Here is a 13,572-nt window from a genome sequence, read left to right as displayed (position 1 = left end):
GCGAAAATCCTGCACCGTTGCGCGGACCGATTCCGCCTCAGGCGGCGCTGCGCCGTCCTGGCACCGGGTTACCCGGCGTCTCGTGGCCGAGCGGCGTCACCAGCGTCAGTTCGGGATAGCCGTTCTCGATCAGCTTGACCGCCGCCTGCGTCACCTCGTCGTCCGCCTCGAGCATCGAGAGAAAGACTTCCGTGGCCTCGCCGACCAACCTGCCGATGCCTTGCGCGTCGGCCGGGCCGCATTCGACCACGACGAGGTCGTAGGCGGTGGTCAGCGACTGCATGATGATCGGCAGCCGATCGGCGGCCCGCATGGCGCGCGCTGGATCGGCGGTACCGACGGGAATGACGTGGCAGTCGGAATAGAGGTCGGCATGGATGACATCGCTGAACTGCGCCTCGGAGGCCAGCAGGTCGGTGATGCCCGGGAAAAGCCCGCTGTCCAGCATCGGCCGCGAGGCAGCACCCGAAGCGGTGAGATCGAGGAGCAGCACGCGCAGGCCGGCGTCGGAAACCTCGCGAGCCACCAGCACCGCCGAGGCGGCCGCCTCGTCGCCTTCCGGCGACACGAATATGGCGCGCGCCGCACCCGATGCGATCAGTTTTTCAGCCGCCTTGTCGACGTCGACCTCGCCGAGCGTCGAGCGGGCCGGTTCGGCCTCCTCCGCCGGCGCATCCGCTACCGTCGCGGCGTCCGGTTCGGCTTGCGATTGTTCAGCCGCGGGCACCACAGCCCTCGTCTCGGCAGCCAAAGGCTCCTGCCGGGCAATCGGCATCGCAACCTGTTCGATTCGCCCGAACCGGGCGCCGGTGGCCGGACGCATGGCACGGCCCGAAAACAGTTCGCCCAACAGCGTCGCGATCGCCATCAGCAGCAGCGCACCGACGAAGGCAGCGCTGACGATCGGCACGATCTTCGGGAAATAGGGTTCCGATGGCACGACGGCGCGGGAAAAGACACGGGCGTCGACGGGCAGGTAGTTGCGGTCGTTGCGCGAGGAGGCCTCGCGGTAGCGGGTCATATAGGATTCAAGCAATTGGCGCTGGGCGTTCGCGTCGCGCTGCAACGCGTCCAGTTCGACCTGCTGCTCGCCGGCACGGGCCGATGCGGCCTTCATCGTGTTGACGTCGGCGACGAGCTGGTTTTCGCGCGCCTGTGCCGTCTGCGCCTGCGTCATCAGCCCCTTCATGATCTTTTCCGCTTCGTTGCGGATCTGCCCGTCCATATCCGCAAGCTGCGACTTCAGCGCCCGGATGCGCGGATGGTTGCCGAGCAGAGTGGTGGAGAGGTCGGCAATGTTGGTCCTGAGCTCCACCTGCCGCTCGCGCAAGCGCTGAATCAGATCCGACGACAGCACTTCCGGCACGGCATCGAGCGAGCCGCCATTCTGCAGCGCCTTGCGCACGCCGTCGGCGGTCGCCTCCGCGGCAGCGCGGTTGGCGCGCACCTTCGACAGTTCACTCGACAGTTCGGAAAGCTGCTGGGTGGGCAGGACCGAATTGTTGCCGCCCATCAGCAGGTCGGACTGGGCACGGAAGTCGGCGACCTTGGCCTCGGCATCCTTGACGCGCTTCGACAGGTCGGCAATCTCGGGCGCCAGCCAGTCGGTGGCGGCCGCGTTCGATTCTTGCTTGGCGTTGCCCTGGACGGATATGTAGGTGTCGGCGATGGCGTTCGGGATGTCGGCAGCGAGCCTGGGATCCTCCGACGAGAACTCGATGACGATAACGCGTGATTTTTCAACGCTGTAGACGTTGAGCTTCTCGCGCATCTTTTTCAGCACGCGCTCTTCCGGCGCAATTTCGTTGGGATCGCTTTTCAGGCCGACGATGACGAGCAGCCGGCCGAGCGCCGACATGTTGGCCGCTTCATCAAACTCGGGCAGCCGCGACAGGTTGAGCTTGGAAGCCACCTGCTTGAGGATGTCGGTCGAGGAAATGACCTCGACCTGGCTGGCAACGCCCTCCTCGTCCAAAATCGGCTTGTCGTTGTCGGCGGTGCCATCAGGCCTGGTGAAGACCGATTCGCGCGTTTCGATCAGCAGTTTCGTCTGCGCCTTGTAATGCGGCGTGGCGAGCGAAGCGAATGCGAACGCCAGGCCGGTGACGGCAAGTGCTACGACAAGGATGCGCAACCAGTGCCTCGCCAGGCTGGCGAAGAGCTGCCTGAGATCGACATCGACATCTGCGGCCGCGGACTGGACGGACATGCATTTCTGCTCCGGTACTTGAGTCCGCCGCACCGTAAACAACTATGGTAACTCAGCCGTTAAGATCGCGGTAAGCAACCGTTAGGGTTTACTGCGCCGCCGCAAACAGAGGCTGTAAAACCATATAAAACAGTATGGCTTTTGCCATTTGCCGCCGCCTTGGGTTGCAGTCCTTTACCGGCCATTAACCCTAACAGGATGATAACGGGTCCGTTCCCTGGGGTTTGCCGCAGCACCTGGCGGCCAGAGCGATGAAGGTTCGTATCCGGTCATGAAAAGCACTGCTTCCCTCTTTCGTGCTCTGCTTGCCGTATCGATGCTTGCCGGCTGCTCCAGCTACCGGCCAACGCCGGCGGCTTTCCATGAAGTGCTCGACCAGCCCTACCGACTCGGCGCCGGCGACCGCGTCCGCGTCACCGTGTTCGAGCAGGACGGACTGACCAACACCTACAGCGTCGACCAGTCCGGCTATCTCTCCTTCCCCCTGGTCGGCTCGGTGCCGGCGCGCGGCCACACGGCCCAGCAGCTGGAGAAAGAGATCGCCGACAAACTGCGGCAAGGTTATTTGCGCGATCCCGACGTATCGGTCGAGATCGACCGCTACCGGCCGATCTTCGTCATGGGCGAAGTGGGCGCCGCCGGCCAATATTCCTATGTGCCGGGCCTCACCGTGCAGAAGGCCATCGCCATTGCCGGCGGCTTTACGCCGCGCGCCAACCAGGAGAGCGTCGACATCACCCGCGACATCAACGGCAAGGTGATGACCGGTCGGGTGGTCACCTCGGACCCGCTGCTGCCCGGCGACACCGTCTACGTCCGCGAACGCCTGTTCTGACAATCAACGTGGCGGACCGACTCAGGATCGTCCACTGCTTTCGCTCACCCGTCGGAGGGATATTCCGGCATGTGCGCGACCTGACCGAGGCACAGCTCGCCGCCGGTCATTCCGTCGGCATTGTCTGCGATTCGACCACCGGCGGCGAGTTCGAGGAACGCCTGTTCAGGCAGATGAAGGACAGCCTGGCGCTCGGCATCCATCGCACGCCGATGCAGCGTCATGTCGGACCGGGCGATCTCGCCTCGGCCTGGCGCACCTACAGGATCATCAAGGAATTGCGGCCGGACGTGCTGCACGGGCACGGCGCCAAGGGAGGCGCCTATGCCCGTCTGTTCGGCTCATTGTTGCGGGTATCAAGGTCTCGCGTAGCCCGCCTTTATTCGCCGCATGGCGGCTCCCTCCACTATGACGAAACGACGGCCACCGGGAAGCTGTTCTTCGCCCTCGAACGTTTCATGGGCCGTTTCACCGACTGCCTGCTGTTCGTTTCGGACTATGAGAGGAAGACCTACCGCAGGAAGGTCGGCGAGCCGCCGATCCCGAACACGGTGGTCTATAACGGCCTGCGCGCTGCCGAATTCGAGATGGTGCCGACCGCGCCGGGAGCGGCCGACCTGCTCTATATCGGCATGATGCGCGACCTCAAGGGTCCCGATATCTTCATCGATGCGCTCGTGCTGGCCGGCGCAAGGCTTGGCCGTCGCTTGAGCGCCGTGATGGTCGGCGATGGCGACGACCTGCCGCGCTACCATGCGCAGGTGAAGCGGCTTGGGCTCGACGGCCATGTCCGCTTCCTGCCACCCATGCCGGCCAGAGATGCCTTTGCGCTGGCGCGGTTGGTCGTTGTTCCGTCCCGCGCGGAGGCAATGCCCTACATCGTGCTGGAGACACTGGCCGCCGGCAAGCCGATGATCGCCACCGCCGTCGGCGGCATCCCCGAAATCTTTGGCGAGACGTCGCCTGCCCTGATCCGCCCCGACCCGAACCAGCTCGGCGACAAGGTGAGCGAGGCGCTGGCCGACCCCGGCGCCTACAGAAACCTGATGCCAGGGACCGCCGACCTGAAGGCGCGCTTCGGCGCCGACGTCATGGCCGCCGAGATCGAGAAGGCCTATTTCGCCGCGCTGCGGCGGTAGCACCGATTGCGCCAGTCAAACCGCAGACCGCTTCAAAGCCACCCGTTGTTTCAAGGGTTTCTTAGCTCTCTTTTGCTATTCGCCTGAGCGAAGCTGCGGACAATCCCATGAACGAAATCGATCCCGCGCGCCGCTTTTCCCTGGATGCGGTGCGCAATTTCGACGGTGCGGCCGCGAGCCAAACGGCTGGCGGCATGAGTGAGGTCGCGCGCCAGGTCGCCTCGCAGTACCGGCGCGATACGATGTCGCCGATCATGGTCAGCGGCGTGCTGCGCATGGTCGAATTCGCGCTGCTGTTCCTGTCGGGCCTCTACCTCTATTTCCACTATGTCGGCTTCTTCACCTATCTCCCCTGGCAGTACCCGCTGGCGATCGCCTCGGCCTCGTTCCTCGCGGTGGTGCTGCTCGACGTCTGCGACTGCTACCAGATATCGGCGCTGATGCGGCCGATCGCCAATTTCGGCCGCATGCTGCTGGTCTGGGCCGGCGCCTTCGCGCTGATGGCACTGACCGCCTTCGCCATGAAGATGTCGGAAGATTATTCGCGCCTCCTGTTCGGCACCTGGTTCGTCGTCGGGTTCCTGCTGCAGTTCGGCCTGAGGCTGGTGATGTCGAACCTGATCCGGCGCTGGGCGCGCGACGGGCGCATGGAACGCCGCGCCGTCATCGTCGGCGGCGGCAAGGCAGCCGAGGTGCTGATCCGCTCGGTCGAGAAGCAGCCCTACAACGACATCCGCATTTGCGGCATCTTCGACGACCGCGGCGACAAGCGTTCGCCGCCCATCGTTGCCGGCTACCCCAAGCTCGGCACGATTTCCGAGCTGATCGAGTTCGCCCGAATCGCCCGCATCGACATGCTGATCGTGTCGCTGCCGCTGACCGCCGAATCGCGCGTGCTGCAGTTGTTGAAGAAGCTGTGGGTGCTGCCGGTGGATATCCGGCTATCGGCGCATTCGAACGCGCTGCAGTTTCGCCCGCGCGCCTATTCCTACATCGGCTCGGTGCCGATGCTCGACATTTTCGACAAGCCGATCAACGACTGGGATTCGGTTGCCAAGCGCGCCTTCGACATCATCTTCTCGATCATCGGCATCATCGTCTTCTCGCCGGTCATGCTGGTGACGGCCATCGCCATCAAGCTCGACAGCAAGGGGCCGGTGCTGTTCAAGCAGAAACGGCACGGCTTCAACAACGAGACCATCGAGGTCTACAAGTTCCGTTCGATGGACACCGACCGGTCGGACCCGACCGCCAAGCAGACGGTCACCAAGAACGATCCGCGCGTCACCCGCGTCGGCCGCTTCATCCGCAAGACATCGATCGACGAACTGCCGCAGTTCTTCAACTCGCTGTTCGGCTCGCTGTCGCTGATCGGCCCGCGTCCGCATGCCATCGCCGCCCAGTCGCACAACCTTCTCTACAATGAGGTGGTCGACGGCTATTTCGCCCGCCACAAGGTCAAGCCCGGCGTCACCGGCTGGGCGCAAATCAACGGCTGGCGCGGCGAGATGGACACCAATGAGAAGATCCGCATGCGGACGGAATACGACCTCTATTACATCGAGAACTGGTCGCTGCTGTTCGACTTGCGGATCCTGTTCCTGACACCGGTGCGCCTGCTCAACACGGAAAACGCCTATTGAGCGCCGTCGCCCATGAGTTGCCGCCGGGCGCGGTCAACGCCAAGCTGATCGCGCTGATTGCGTCCAGCGCGGTGTTCTTCGGCATTTTCCTGTCCGGCTTCGTCATTGACGAGCCGGCGCCCTACGATCTCTTCATGGTCGGGCTGATCGCGGTGTGGGCGCTGTTCGGCCTGCGCATCTCGCGCGCGGCAACGCCGTTGCTGGTGCTGCTGGTGACGATGAACATCGGCGGCATGATTGCGATGACGCAGATGTCGGACCTGGCAAGCACGCCGCTCTATCTCGCCGTCTCGATGTTCCTCGCCTTCACCGCGGTGTTCTTCGCCTCGGTGACCGCAGTCCAGCCCAGCCTCTACAGGCTGATCTTCATCGCCTATGTCGTGTCGGCGGTGCTGACCTCGCTGCTCGGCATCGCCGGCTATTTTCACGCCTTCCCAGGCGCGGAGATCTTCACCAAATACGACCGCGCCGCCGGCGCCTTCCAGGATCCGAACGTGTTCGGCCCGTTCCTGGTGCTGCCCGGCATCTACCTGCTCTATCTCCTGCTGACGGGATCGATCGCGCGCATGCCGCTGCTGTCCGTGCCGCTGCTGATCATCACCGCCGGCATCTTCTTCTCCTTCTCGCGCGGCGCCTGGGGCATGTTCGCCGTCTCGGCGGTACTGCTCACCGGCTGCCTGTTCCTGCAAAGCGCCAGCGGCATGTTCCGGCTGCGGGTCGTGGTCATGACCATCGCGGCCATTGCGCTCCTGGTCATCGCGATGATCATCATCCTGCAACTGCCGGGCGTGGCGGAGATGTTTTCCAGCCGCGCCCAGTTGGAACAGAGCTACGACACCGCCCGCCTCGGCCGATTCGCGCGCTATGCGATCGGCTTCCAGATGGCGCTGGAGCATCCGTTCGGCATCGGCCCGCTGGTCTTCGGCACGATCTTCGGCGAGGACACGCACGATATCTGGCTGAAGTTGCTGATGGACTATGGCTGGCTGGGCTTCGTCTCGTTCCTGGCGCTGACCGTGTGGACCATCGTCGCCGGCTTCCGCATCCTTTTGCGCGACCGGCCATGGCAACCTTATCTCTTGTGCGCCTATGTCGCCTTCATCGGCAATATCGGGCTCGGCACCTTCATCGACATCGACCACTGGCGCCACGTCTATCTGCTGCTCGGCCTGATCTGGGGGGCGATTGCGCTCGAATACCGGCATCAGAAAGAGTTACGACAAGCGCCGGCACCCGCCGCGGCAGTGCCGACTTCATCGATAGGATAGCCGCCGAATTCGGTTGACCCGCACCGGGTTATCACGATACATCGCGACCCGGTCCGGAGTGTAGCGCAGCCCGGTAGCGCACTTGACTGGGGGTCAAGGGGTCGTCGGTTCGAATCCGGCCACTCCGACCATTTAAAACAAAGGCTTAGCCAGCATCCCCCAAACTGGCTATACGGAAAATAGCCTCCCTGTAGCCAGCCTAAGCCTGTAGCGAGCACCGCGGTCAATCACGTACCAACTCGATACCCTTGGCCGCACACGGAGCAAACATAGCTGCGTGTTTCGGCGGGGTCGTCGTCTTCAACGGCCATGAGTTTCGATGGTTTTGTGGCGCCTTGAATGTGGCACTTCGGGCACCAGGCGTGCCCATCTCTTACCGACTCGCAGGTAGCAAGACGTCGCTGCCGATCTGGCGTCACTGCGATTTGTCCCGCAATTTCCGCTAGCCCACCATGGAGGGGCAATGTCGAAGTCATCATTGAAGCTTCCCTTCTCGAAACGGGCAGCGCCATGTTGAGCGCTGCGTCGAACCATCTTAGGTGAGCCCGCTGAAAATTCCGTGCCTGGCAACCTTGCAACAAAAAGCCCGCACGAAGCGGGCTTCTGTCGTGGCGGTGCGGAAAAGCTTAGCCGTCCGTCAACGCGCCCACACACATACTCGTCCTAAACAGCAGACACTCCCCGCACGGCGTGCTGCCCACTACGACATGCACCAGGCTATCGCCTAGTATCATCCTATCCCGGTTCGGATCCTCTACGGCGAATGATCGCACACCGTAAACCTCTCCTAGTCGTCCCGCCTTCTGCCTCGTCATAACCAGCGATGGCATTGACTGGTCTTTATGCGATATGCACTGCCCTAGTTTGAACTGCCAGGATTCGGCAGTCGCTAGCGCTGCCAACGCGACATCAACCACTATTGGAATGCCCATTTTAGTCTCTCCAGTTAGGCTTCTCATGCCATGCCGGATAGGCCCGGCAGCCGGGGGATGAGAGGCGACTGGAGATCGCCGGCAAGCTTTTGGGCGTTAGCCTTGGACATAGCTGTGCCACCCCGGCCAAGAGACCTTGGTCCGCCGCCGCGTCGACCTATTTGCAGGAAAAACCCCTTAAACCCTTGCCGCAAAACATGGCCGAGAATCGGGGCGGCTGCAAGTATCTTCAACATTTTATTTTTGCTGCCTGCAGTCGCAAGGCGTTTTCGCCTAGCAAGTCAATAGCTGTAAGGCGAAAGCGCCTATAAGACATTTGCAATATATGCACGTTTACCTTTTTCATATTGACGATATATGCAAACGCGCCTTTTCAATCTGCCGTAATTTTACAACTGGACTCCCTGTTTATTTTATGGAATCCATACCAGCAGCAAACACACGGGGGCTGGACCCATGCATGACGCGCTGATCTTCGATGACATTTCCAAACTCATTGCAGGGCCGCGGAGAGACTGGCGCCGGATGGCGTTCGCCATTGCCATCGAGTATGGCGGCAAGCTCACCGCAGGGCTGGTGATGGGCATAGGTTTCGCTATCGGCCTGGCGTTGGCTGGGTGACGGTTTTGTCGGCCTAAAGAGCGGCCCTCCAGAACGAGTTGGCGCCCGGCATCCGATCTTCTCTGGTTCCGTAATTGCGGCTATATTCATCCTATAAGGATGAGGCCCTGTCATGTTGTCGATCTTTCGGAGGAAGAAGTCGCAGGAGGCTGAGGTCGCAAAGGAATTCCTAGAAGAAGGCGCTCGCCTTGCCGACGAGGCATATAAACGACAGCTTGCGACTTTCGTGCCAATAGCGACAACCAACGAAATCCTCGGGAAATTCGTTGACGACCAAGGCGATGGATTGCGGGACACCTTTCAATGGTTCGAACTGCAATTCCTATGGGGCTTTTTTCACGAATACGTTCAGACTGAGAAATTTGCGACTAATGGCTTCAGCAGAATTCTTGTCCACATCATACATCGTCTAATTCATAAACACGGCCTGAACCTTACTCAGGCCCGCGATACCGCGCTGGAGATCGAAGACTTGTACAATAAGGCGGACGGCAATTTTGAATTGATCTCGGAGCTTGGAAAGAAGGCCTTTCACGATCCTTTGCTCGACGACGCGATGGTCTCCGTCTTCATGGTACTCGCGGTTACATTGGGCAAGGAACAGGACGGGGCCTCTTCGACTTAATCACCGCCATTTCGGCTTCGGCCTGATTTCTTCGATCCGGGCGCCCTTGCCGATCGCTTCCGCCATCGCTTCCGCCTCGGCCTTGTCCTTCGTGGTAATCACCGTGCGCCAATTTGGCTTCTCAAACACGCTCACGACGTAGGTCATCCCCGGTTTGTCGGTCATCGCCTATCCTTTGTCTTGCCCGTAGGAGCGCGACGTCGGTCAGTCAGCCAAGCCGGCGTCGTGGTGCACGATCGCGTCGAGGATTATCTTCATAGGCGCTGTCAGCGTCTTCCTCGATCTCGAAGCTATCGATTCCCAACGCTTCAGCGTCGGCAAATAGCTTGTGGGTCATTTCGCTTACCGAGATGACATCGGCACCGCCGGCCTCCGGCACGTTGTTGGTGATCCACAGATGGATGAAGTCAATGCCGCGCGTGCTCATTCCGCCATTAAGCCGACGGTAGGCATTAGGTTCCACAGGAGGATCCCCGCCAACGCGCGTTTCGGCTAGCTGCTGCCTTGCACCTGAGAATGGCGGCGCCGGGGTCAGGCTGCGGAAGGGTGGCGGGATAGACGGTGGCGGCTAGAGGTTCCTAGCGCTTCCGAACCTCGGCTTCTATCTCGCCCAGCGACCGCTCAACGCATGCCTGCCACTCGGATCTTCTCGCCTCGCGTTGGAGGGGTGGAGCGTCGTCGACTTTCGAGAGCGCCAACTCTGCGGCTAACAGTTCTTCGCACATGTCACGAAAGCACTCGCTCCTCTCCATGAGTTCATGGATTGCGAATTCATGCTGCGGAAGCCGGCGTGCTACCGCCGAAGCCAGCTTTCGTCTATGTGCCCGTTCGCCTTCGAATTCCATCGGATGCATGCCGGAAAAATAATCTGAGGAAGGCGGCCGGCGGAAGGTAATTTACGTGGGATGACGCGTGCAGCGATAGCGCCCTGCCAGCACGCGTTCTGGCTGGCCGCTGTCCTACGCCGCCGATGCGCCGCGCAATGCATCGGCTGGCCGATATCGTGAAGCCTTCCTGACACACCTAAGTCAGCCTCTTTAGCGACCGTCTCTGTGAAGTGGCTGATGCGGAACGACCGGTTGTTTGCTGGCGTCCGGAATAGTCTCCTCCTCCGCCTGCTCAGTGTGTCGCCGCCCATAGACAAGCCTTAACACAAGCGCGAAATACCCGACCTGCAACAAAGCCGCGGCGATGATGCCCCAGGCAACAGCCTTCCAGATAGATCCCGTGGCCACATAGGCCCAAGCCCCGACGACGCCCGACGTCGCCGCCATTCCCACCAGAAACTGCGGAAAATACATCGCCCCAATCCGCTTCCCATTCTCCAACGGGCTCCAGGCGAAAGTTTCACTATTTTAGCAGTCGCGCAAGTATCAGCGGTCACAGGCTGCGCAGCCAATTGGGGGGGGGAAACCGGCGCGCCTTGTTGCTGCCGGCGCGTCGGGCCTTTCAGCGATTTCAGAACCTTTCTACGCACAATTCGACTCTAAGGTCCGCCGGATAGATGGCTAGGGGAACGGATCATGACCATTTTACTAAATTAGCAGTGATGCATGCAGAGGCTATGCTGCTGCCCCAGTCGGCGAATGTTGCCCGCCGGTTAGGCCCGGCGGCCGACCAAGCGCCCCCCGCCCTCGACCGCCGGACTGCTAGCTCTCGCGCGCAAGATGCAGGCAGGGAGAATGCTAATGCGCAAACTGTCCAAAAGCATTGACGCAGACCTTGTAATCGAAATCAGCAGATGCCTAGATGACCGTCCGAAGTTGACACCGGTACCGGTTCATAAGCTTGCCTCGATGATCGGGCATATTGTCAAGACCGAGATGCCGGTAGAATCCATTGAAGAGCTGGTTGTTGAGATGGCCACGTCGCGGCAACTGCCGATGCTCTTCGATTTGCCGGACATAGTCGAGGATAACGTCATATCGCTCGCGCTAGCGCGCGCATCCCTCTTGTGAATGTCGATAGCGGGCCTTTGTGGTCAAGCCTGCGCGCTATATCGACCTGCGCGGATTCGGAGAACGGCCACCTCACATTATCGACCATTGACGGACCTCAGGGCGGAGCGGGTGCTCATTTCCGCCTGACCAACCGGAGCAGCGCCGGCTTTCTCTTTCGGCTGACGCCGCCAAGCGCGCCCTTGCGGGGGCGAAGCTTGCGTTTAGAGGATGCCGGCGAACACTGAATGCGTTGGTCAGATCTAAGCCTATTGGCTGAGGCTGGAAAGCGAATGTACGCGGCGATGCCGATTGCGTCCAAATTAGCGTGAGCGCATGCTTTCGTCCGTCAGCACGGCGTCTCATCAAGCCATCTGGTCAAGGCCCAGCGGCCCTGGCTGCCAGTCTCTCTTACCCAAGCCGCTGGGCCGTCCGAAGCGTCGTCCCCGAGGCACTGCCATGTACGAGGCGCGGTTTTTGAAGCCGGTATCCGTCGCCACCGGCATAACCGGCGAAATCCTGAATCTTTCTAGCGCTTCACAAGCTGTTGACTTGCTCACCAATCACTGGCGCAACAAAGGAAGCGACAAACACCTTTTAGCCCTGTGTGGAAGACGGTGAAGGACTGTCACCGGCGCATGAGCAGGAGAATTGCCACCAAAGCGGTCAACGACAGTGCCACGCTCGCGAATACATAGCTGATGGCTGCCCAGTGCTGGCCTCGCTCCCATAGCGTCACGGCGTCGAGAGAGAACGTCGAGAAGGTCGTAAAGCCGCCGATGATACCTGTCGTCAGGAACAGCCTGGCGTCCTGCCCGCTGGCATCGAATAGTGCGAACAGGGCGACTACAAGACCCATCAAGCCCGATCCGACAATGTTGATGGCAAGCGTTCCGAAGGGGAAGTTGGGGCCAAGCAGCCTGAGCGACAGAAGCCCGACGCCGTAGCGAAAAGCGCCTCCGATACCCGATCCGATGAACACGAGAAAGAACCCCATGACAGCCTCCTGCGCGCCCCTAAGGCGTTCGTCAGTAGGCGTCATCAGCATCAGCGCGGTTTTGGGGGAGACACCATTCCCAAGGCAGCTATATGGCAAGGACTTGCATTGCAGGCAAGGTCCCAAGGTAGTGAAATCTGACGCCCTAGCGGCGCTTTGAATGATCTCGGGAACTGGCGAGAGGCTTCGGGGTGTAAGCATCCTTGAGAATTCGCAGAGCCTCCTCTTTGGTGAGGCCGAACTTGCGGGCGTAGTAAGCAGCCTCGGCCACCCTTTCGCGGTCGATTGGCTCTTCACGGCTTTTCTTTGCCTTCTTGCCCACGGCGCGAATCATAACACAATCGGGCGCTTAGCTCCAATTTGTGCTTCAGCCCCCATAGCCCGGCGGCATAGGAAACGCGGTCAGTTTGTCTCCCTGAAATCCTGCAGCGATGCATGGCGCAGGTCTTCCTTCGCCCCGCAGGTGCTTCACACGGACGATCAACCCCGGCTTGACCCATTGCGTGGCTGGCCGCACCAGGGCCGGAAAGCTTGCTGGCGGCCTTGCTATCGGGCTGGGAATTGCCATTGGGCTGGCATTGGCCGGCTAGAACGCCGGGTACACGACCCGACCGTGTTGAGTGACTGTTGTTCCGGTTGGGCCGGTCATGGTGGCGCCATACCGATCGCGTGCCGGCCGGACAAGAGGGGCATGGAACTTCAGGACGTTGCCAGCGACCTTGCTGGGTGACAAATCCTTGCCGATGACGGCATGCTCGGCCACGTCCAACTGCCTATTCCACACCGCGACCTCTGCAAGATCGCCTACATAAGATGGCCAAAATGACGGTTGCGATCCGAGAAGCAGCGGCGGCGAGCCTGACCCAATCGTCCAAGTAACCGCCGAGTTGTCGGATGCCTCCGAGACGCCATCGACATAGAACGAGTTCGCGCCACCGCTGTTCGTGTTGTAATTGAAACCGAGGGTGTGCCAGCTGCCGTCGTTGATGTCGGTTGTGCTGTAGAGTTGGAAGGCAATTGCCGAGGCATCGACCCCGACACCCATCGCTCGAATTTTGTTCGCGACGCCGTTCATGGTGAAGCCGAAACCCCAACGCGAACTCGAATTCCAAATAGATGCCGGAGTGGCGTTGGCCGTCGTCTGCGTGGTCTTCATCCTGAAAGAGAAACATCCGACCTGTGGCCAGGAAAAACCTGCGCCATAGCTGATCCCGTCCGTCCCGCCAGCGAAATTGATGGCCATTCTTACTGCTCCTTGACCGTAATCTGGTTTTGCGACGACGTCGCCTGGCATCGAGCACGGCTTCGCGGGCGCGCCGGAGCGCGTTGGGTGGTGGTCATGTTGGGGGGATCCTTAAAAAGGTTT

At 60.9% G+C, this 13,572-nt stretch carries 14 protein-coding genes, 1 tRNA gene and 1 riboswitch; of the genes, 8 read left to right on the top strand and 7 right to left on the bottom strand.

Annotated features, from left to right (window positions below):
* Nucleotides 1-37 precede the first annotated feature (37 nt).
* Nucleotides 38-2,209: a GumC family protein gene (locus tag ACSQ3Z_RS28590; RefSeq protein ID WP_436174610.1), complete on the bottom strand. Its 2,172-nt coding sequence runs from the start codon at nucleotides 2,207-2,209 to the stop codon at nucleotides 38-40.
* A 271-nt stretch (nucleotides 2,210-2,480) separates the two neighbouring features.
* On the opposite strand from ACSQ3Z_RS28590, the gene ACSQ3Z_RS28585 reads away from it, so the two are divergent.
* From ACSQ3Z_RS28585 to ACSQ3Z_RS28555, 7 genes are all read left to right on the top strand, one after another.
* Nucleotides 2,481-3,044, top strand: coding sequence for a polysaccharide biosynthesis/export family protein (locus ACSQ3Z_RS28585; protein ID WP_006201875.1), 564 nt, complete (start codon nucleotides 2,481-2,483; stop codon nucleotides 3,042-3,044).
* An 8-nt stretch (nucleotides 3,045-3,052) separates the two neighbouring features.
* Complete coding sequence (locus tag ACSQ3Z_RS28580; protein ID WP_436174609.1) at nucleotides 3,053-4,183, top strand: glycosyltransferase; 1,131 nt, start codon at nucleotides 3,053-3,055, stop codon at nucleotides 4,181-4,183.
* Between the two features lie 107 nt (nucleotides 4,184-4,290).
* Nucleotides 4,291-5,826 (top strand): undecaprenyl-phosphate glucose phosphotransferase, encoded by a 1,536-nt coding sequence (locus tag ACSQ3Z_RS28575; RefSeq protein WP_436174608.1) that lies wholly within the window; start codon nucleotides 4,291-4,293, stop codon nucleotides 5,824-5,826.
* Nucleotides 5,823-7,094 carry an O-antigen ligase family protein gene (locus ACSQ3Z_RS28570; RefSeq protein ID WP_436174607.1) on the top strand — a complete coding sequence of 424 codons (1,272 nt, stop codon included), beginning with the start codon at nucleotides 5,823-5,825 and terminating at the stop codon, nucleotides 7,092-7,094. The genes ACSQ3Z_RS28575 and ACSQ3Z_RS28570 overlap by 4 nt, the downstream gene beginning before the upstream one ends.
* A 54-nt stretch (nucleotides 7,095-7,148) precedes the next feature.
* Nucleotides 7,149-7,225, top strand: a tRNA-Pro gene (locus ACSQ3Z_RS28565).
* Between the two features lie 1,257 nt (nucleotides 7,226-8,482).
* Entirely contained in the window at nucleotides 8,483-8,647 is a 165-nt protein-coding gene (locus tag ACSQ3Z_RS28560; RefSeq protein WP_436174606.1) for a hypothetical protein, read from the top strand.
* Nucleotides 8,648-8,759: 112 nt separating this feature from the next.
* Complete coding sequence (locus ACSQ3Z_RS28555; protein WP_436174605.1) at nucleotides 8,760-9,272, top strand: hypothetical protein; 513 nt, start codon at nucleotides 8,760-8,762, stop codon at nucleotides 9,270-9,272.
* Here the strand turns inward: ACSQ3Z_RS28555 and ACSQ3Z_RS28550 are convergent, their stop codons facing one another.
* From ACSQ3Z_RS28550 to ACSQ3Z_RS28540, 3 genes are all read right to left on the bottom strand, one after another.
* On the bottom strand, nucleotides 9,273-9,437 hold the full coding sequence (locus ACSQ3Z_RS28550) for a hypothetical protein (protein ID WP_436174604.1): 165 nt from the start codon (nucleotides 9,435-9,437) through the stop codon (nucleotides 9,273-9,275). It abuts the gene before it with no gap.
* Nucleotides 9,438-9,480: 43 nt separating this feature from the next.
* Nucleotides 9,481-9,699 carry a DUF768 domain-containing protein gene (locus tag ACSQ3Z_RS28545; RefSeq protein ID WP_436174603.1) on the bottom strand — a complete coding sequence of 73 codons (219 nt, stop codon included), beginning with the start codon at nucleotides 9,697-9,699 and terminating at the stop codon, nucleotides 9,481-9,483.
* 610 nt (nucleotides 9,700-10,309) lie between these two features.
* Nucleotides 10,310-10,573, bottom strand: coding sequence for a hypothetical protein (locus tag ACSQ3Z_RS28540; protein WP_436174602.1), 264 nt, complete (start codon nucleotides 10,571-10,573; stop codon nucleotides 10,310-10,312).
* A 387-nt stretch (nucleotides 10,574-10,960) separates the two neighbouring features.
* On the opposite strand from ACSQ3Z_RS28540, the gene ACSQ3Z_RS28535 reads away from it, so the two are divergent.
* Nucleotides 10,961-11,230: a hypothetical protein gene (locus ACSQ3Z_RS28535; protein ID WP_436174601.1), complete on the top strand. Its 270-nt coding sequence runs from the start codon at nucleotides 10,961-10,963 to the stop codon at nucleotides 11,228-11,230.
* A gap of 607 nt (nucleotides 11,231-11,837) precedes the next feature.
* Here ACSQ3Z_RS28535 and crcB read toward each other — a convergent pair.
* The 3 genes from crcB to ACSQ3Z_RS28520 form a co-directional block, all read right to left on the bottom strand.
* Complete coding sequence (crcB, locus tag ACSQ3Z_RS28530) at nucleotides 11,838-12,206, bottom strand: fluoride efflux transporter CrcB (RefSeq protein ID WP_436174600.1); 369 nt, start codon at nucleotides 12,204-12,206, stop codon at nucleotides 11,838-11,840.
* 28 nt (nucleotides 12,207-12,234) lie between these two features.
* Nucleotides 12,235-12,296: riboswitch (Fluoride riboswitch) on the bottom strand.
* 55 nt (nucleotides 12,297-12,351) lie between these two features.
* Nucleotides 12,352-12,528 (bottom strand): hypothetical protein, encoded by a 177-nt coding sequence (locus tag ACSQ3Z_RS28525; protein ID WP_436174599.1) that lies wholly within the window; start codon nucleotides 12,526-12,528, stop codon nucleotides 12,352-12,354.
* Nucleotides 12,529-12,792: 264 nt separating this feature from the next.
* Nucleotides 12,793-13,449, bottom strand: a complete 657-nt coding sequence (locus ACSQ3Z_RS28520; protein WP_436174598.1) for a LamG-like jellyroll fold domain-containing protein — start codon at nucleotides 13,447-13,449, stop codon at nucleotides 12,793-12,795.
* Between the last annotated feature and the right edge of the window lie 123 nt (nucleotides 13,450-13,572).

The organism is Mesorhizobium sp. LjNodule214, from assembly GCF_964252735.1.
In the GTDB taxonomy this organism is placed as follows: domain Bacteria; phylum Pseudomonadota; class Alphaproteobacteria; order Rhizobiales; family Rhizobiaceae; genus Mesorhizobium.
The sequence above is the reverse complement of the archived record's forward strand: the minus strand, read 5'-3'. Positions and strand labels throughout refer to the sequence as shown.

What these genes read in the sequence shown, in the direction of transcription:
- ACSQ3Z_RS28575 (WP_436174608.1), top strand. Translation starts at nt 4,291, where the DNA reads ATGAACGAAATCGATCCCGCGCGCCGCTTTTCCCTGGATGCGGTGCGC.
- crcB (WP_436174600.1), bottom strand. Translation starts at nt 12,206, where the DNA reads ATGGGGTTCTTTCTCGTGTTCATCGGATCGGGTATCGGAGGCGCTTTT.
- ACSQ3Z_RS28550 (WP_436174604.1), bottom strand. Translation starts at nt 9,437, where the DNA reads ATGACCGACAAACCGGGGATGACCTACGTCGTGAGCGTGTTTGAGAAG.
- ACSQ3Z_RS28590 (WP_436174610.1), bottom strand. Translation starts at nt 2,209, where the DNA reads ATGTCCGTCCAGTCCGCGGCCGCAGATGTCGATGTCGATCTCAGGCAG.
- ACSQ3Z_RS28585 (WP_006201875.1), top strand. Translation starts at nt 2,481, where the DNA reads ATGAAAAGCACTGCTTCCCTCTTTCGTGCTCTGCTTGCCGTATCGATG.
- ACSQ3Z_RS28535 (WP_436174601.1), top strand. Translation starts at nt 10,961, where the DNA reads ATGCGCAAACTGTCCAAAAGCATTGACGCAGACCTTGTAATCGAAATC.
- ACSQ3Z_RS28560 (WP_436174606.1), top strand. Translation starts at nt 8,483, where the DNA reads ATGCATGACGCGCTGATCTTCGATGACATTTCCAAACTCATTGCAGGG.
- ACSQ3Z_RS28545 (WP_436174603.1), bottom strand. Translation starts at nt 9,699, where the DNA reads ATGAGCACGCGCGGCATTGACTTCATCCATCTGTGGATCACCAACAAC.
- ACSQ3Z_RS28555 (WP_436174605.1), top strand. Translation starts at nt 8,760, where the DNA reads ATGTTGTCGATCTTTCGGAGGAAGAAGTCGCAGGAGGCTGAGGTCGCA.
- ACSQ3Z_RS28520 (WP_436174598.1), bottom strand. Translation starts at nt 13,449, where the DNA reads ATGGCCATCAATTTCGCTGGCGGGACGGACGGGATCAGCTATGGCGCA.
- ACSQ3Z_RS28540 (WP_436174602.1), bottom strand. Translation starts at nt 10,573, where the DNA reads ATGTATTTTCCGCAGTTTCTGGTGGGAATGGCGGCGACGTCGGGCGTC.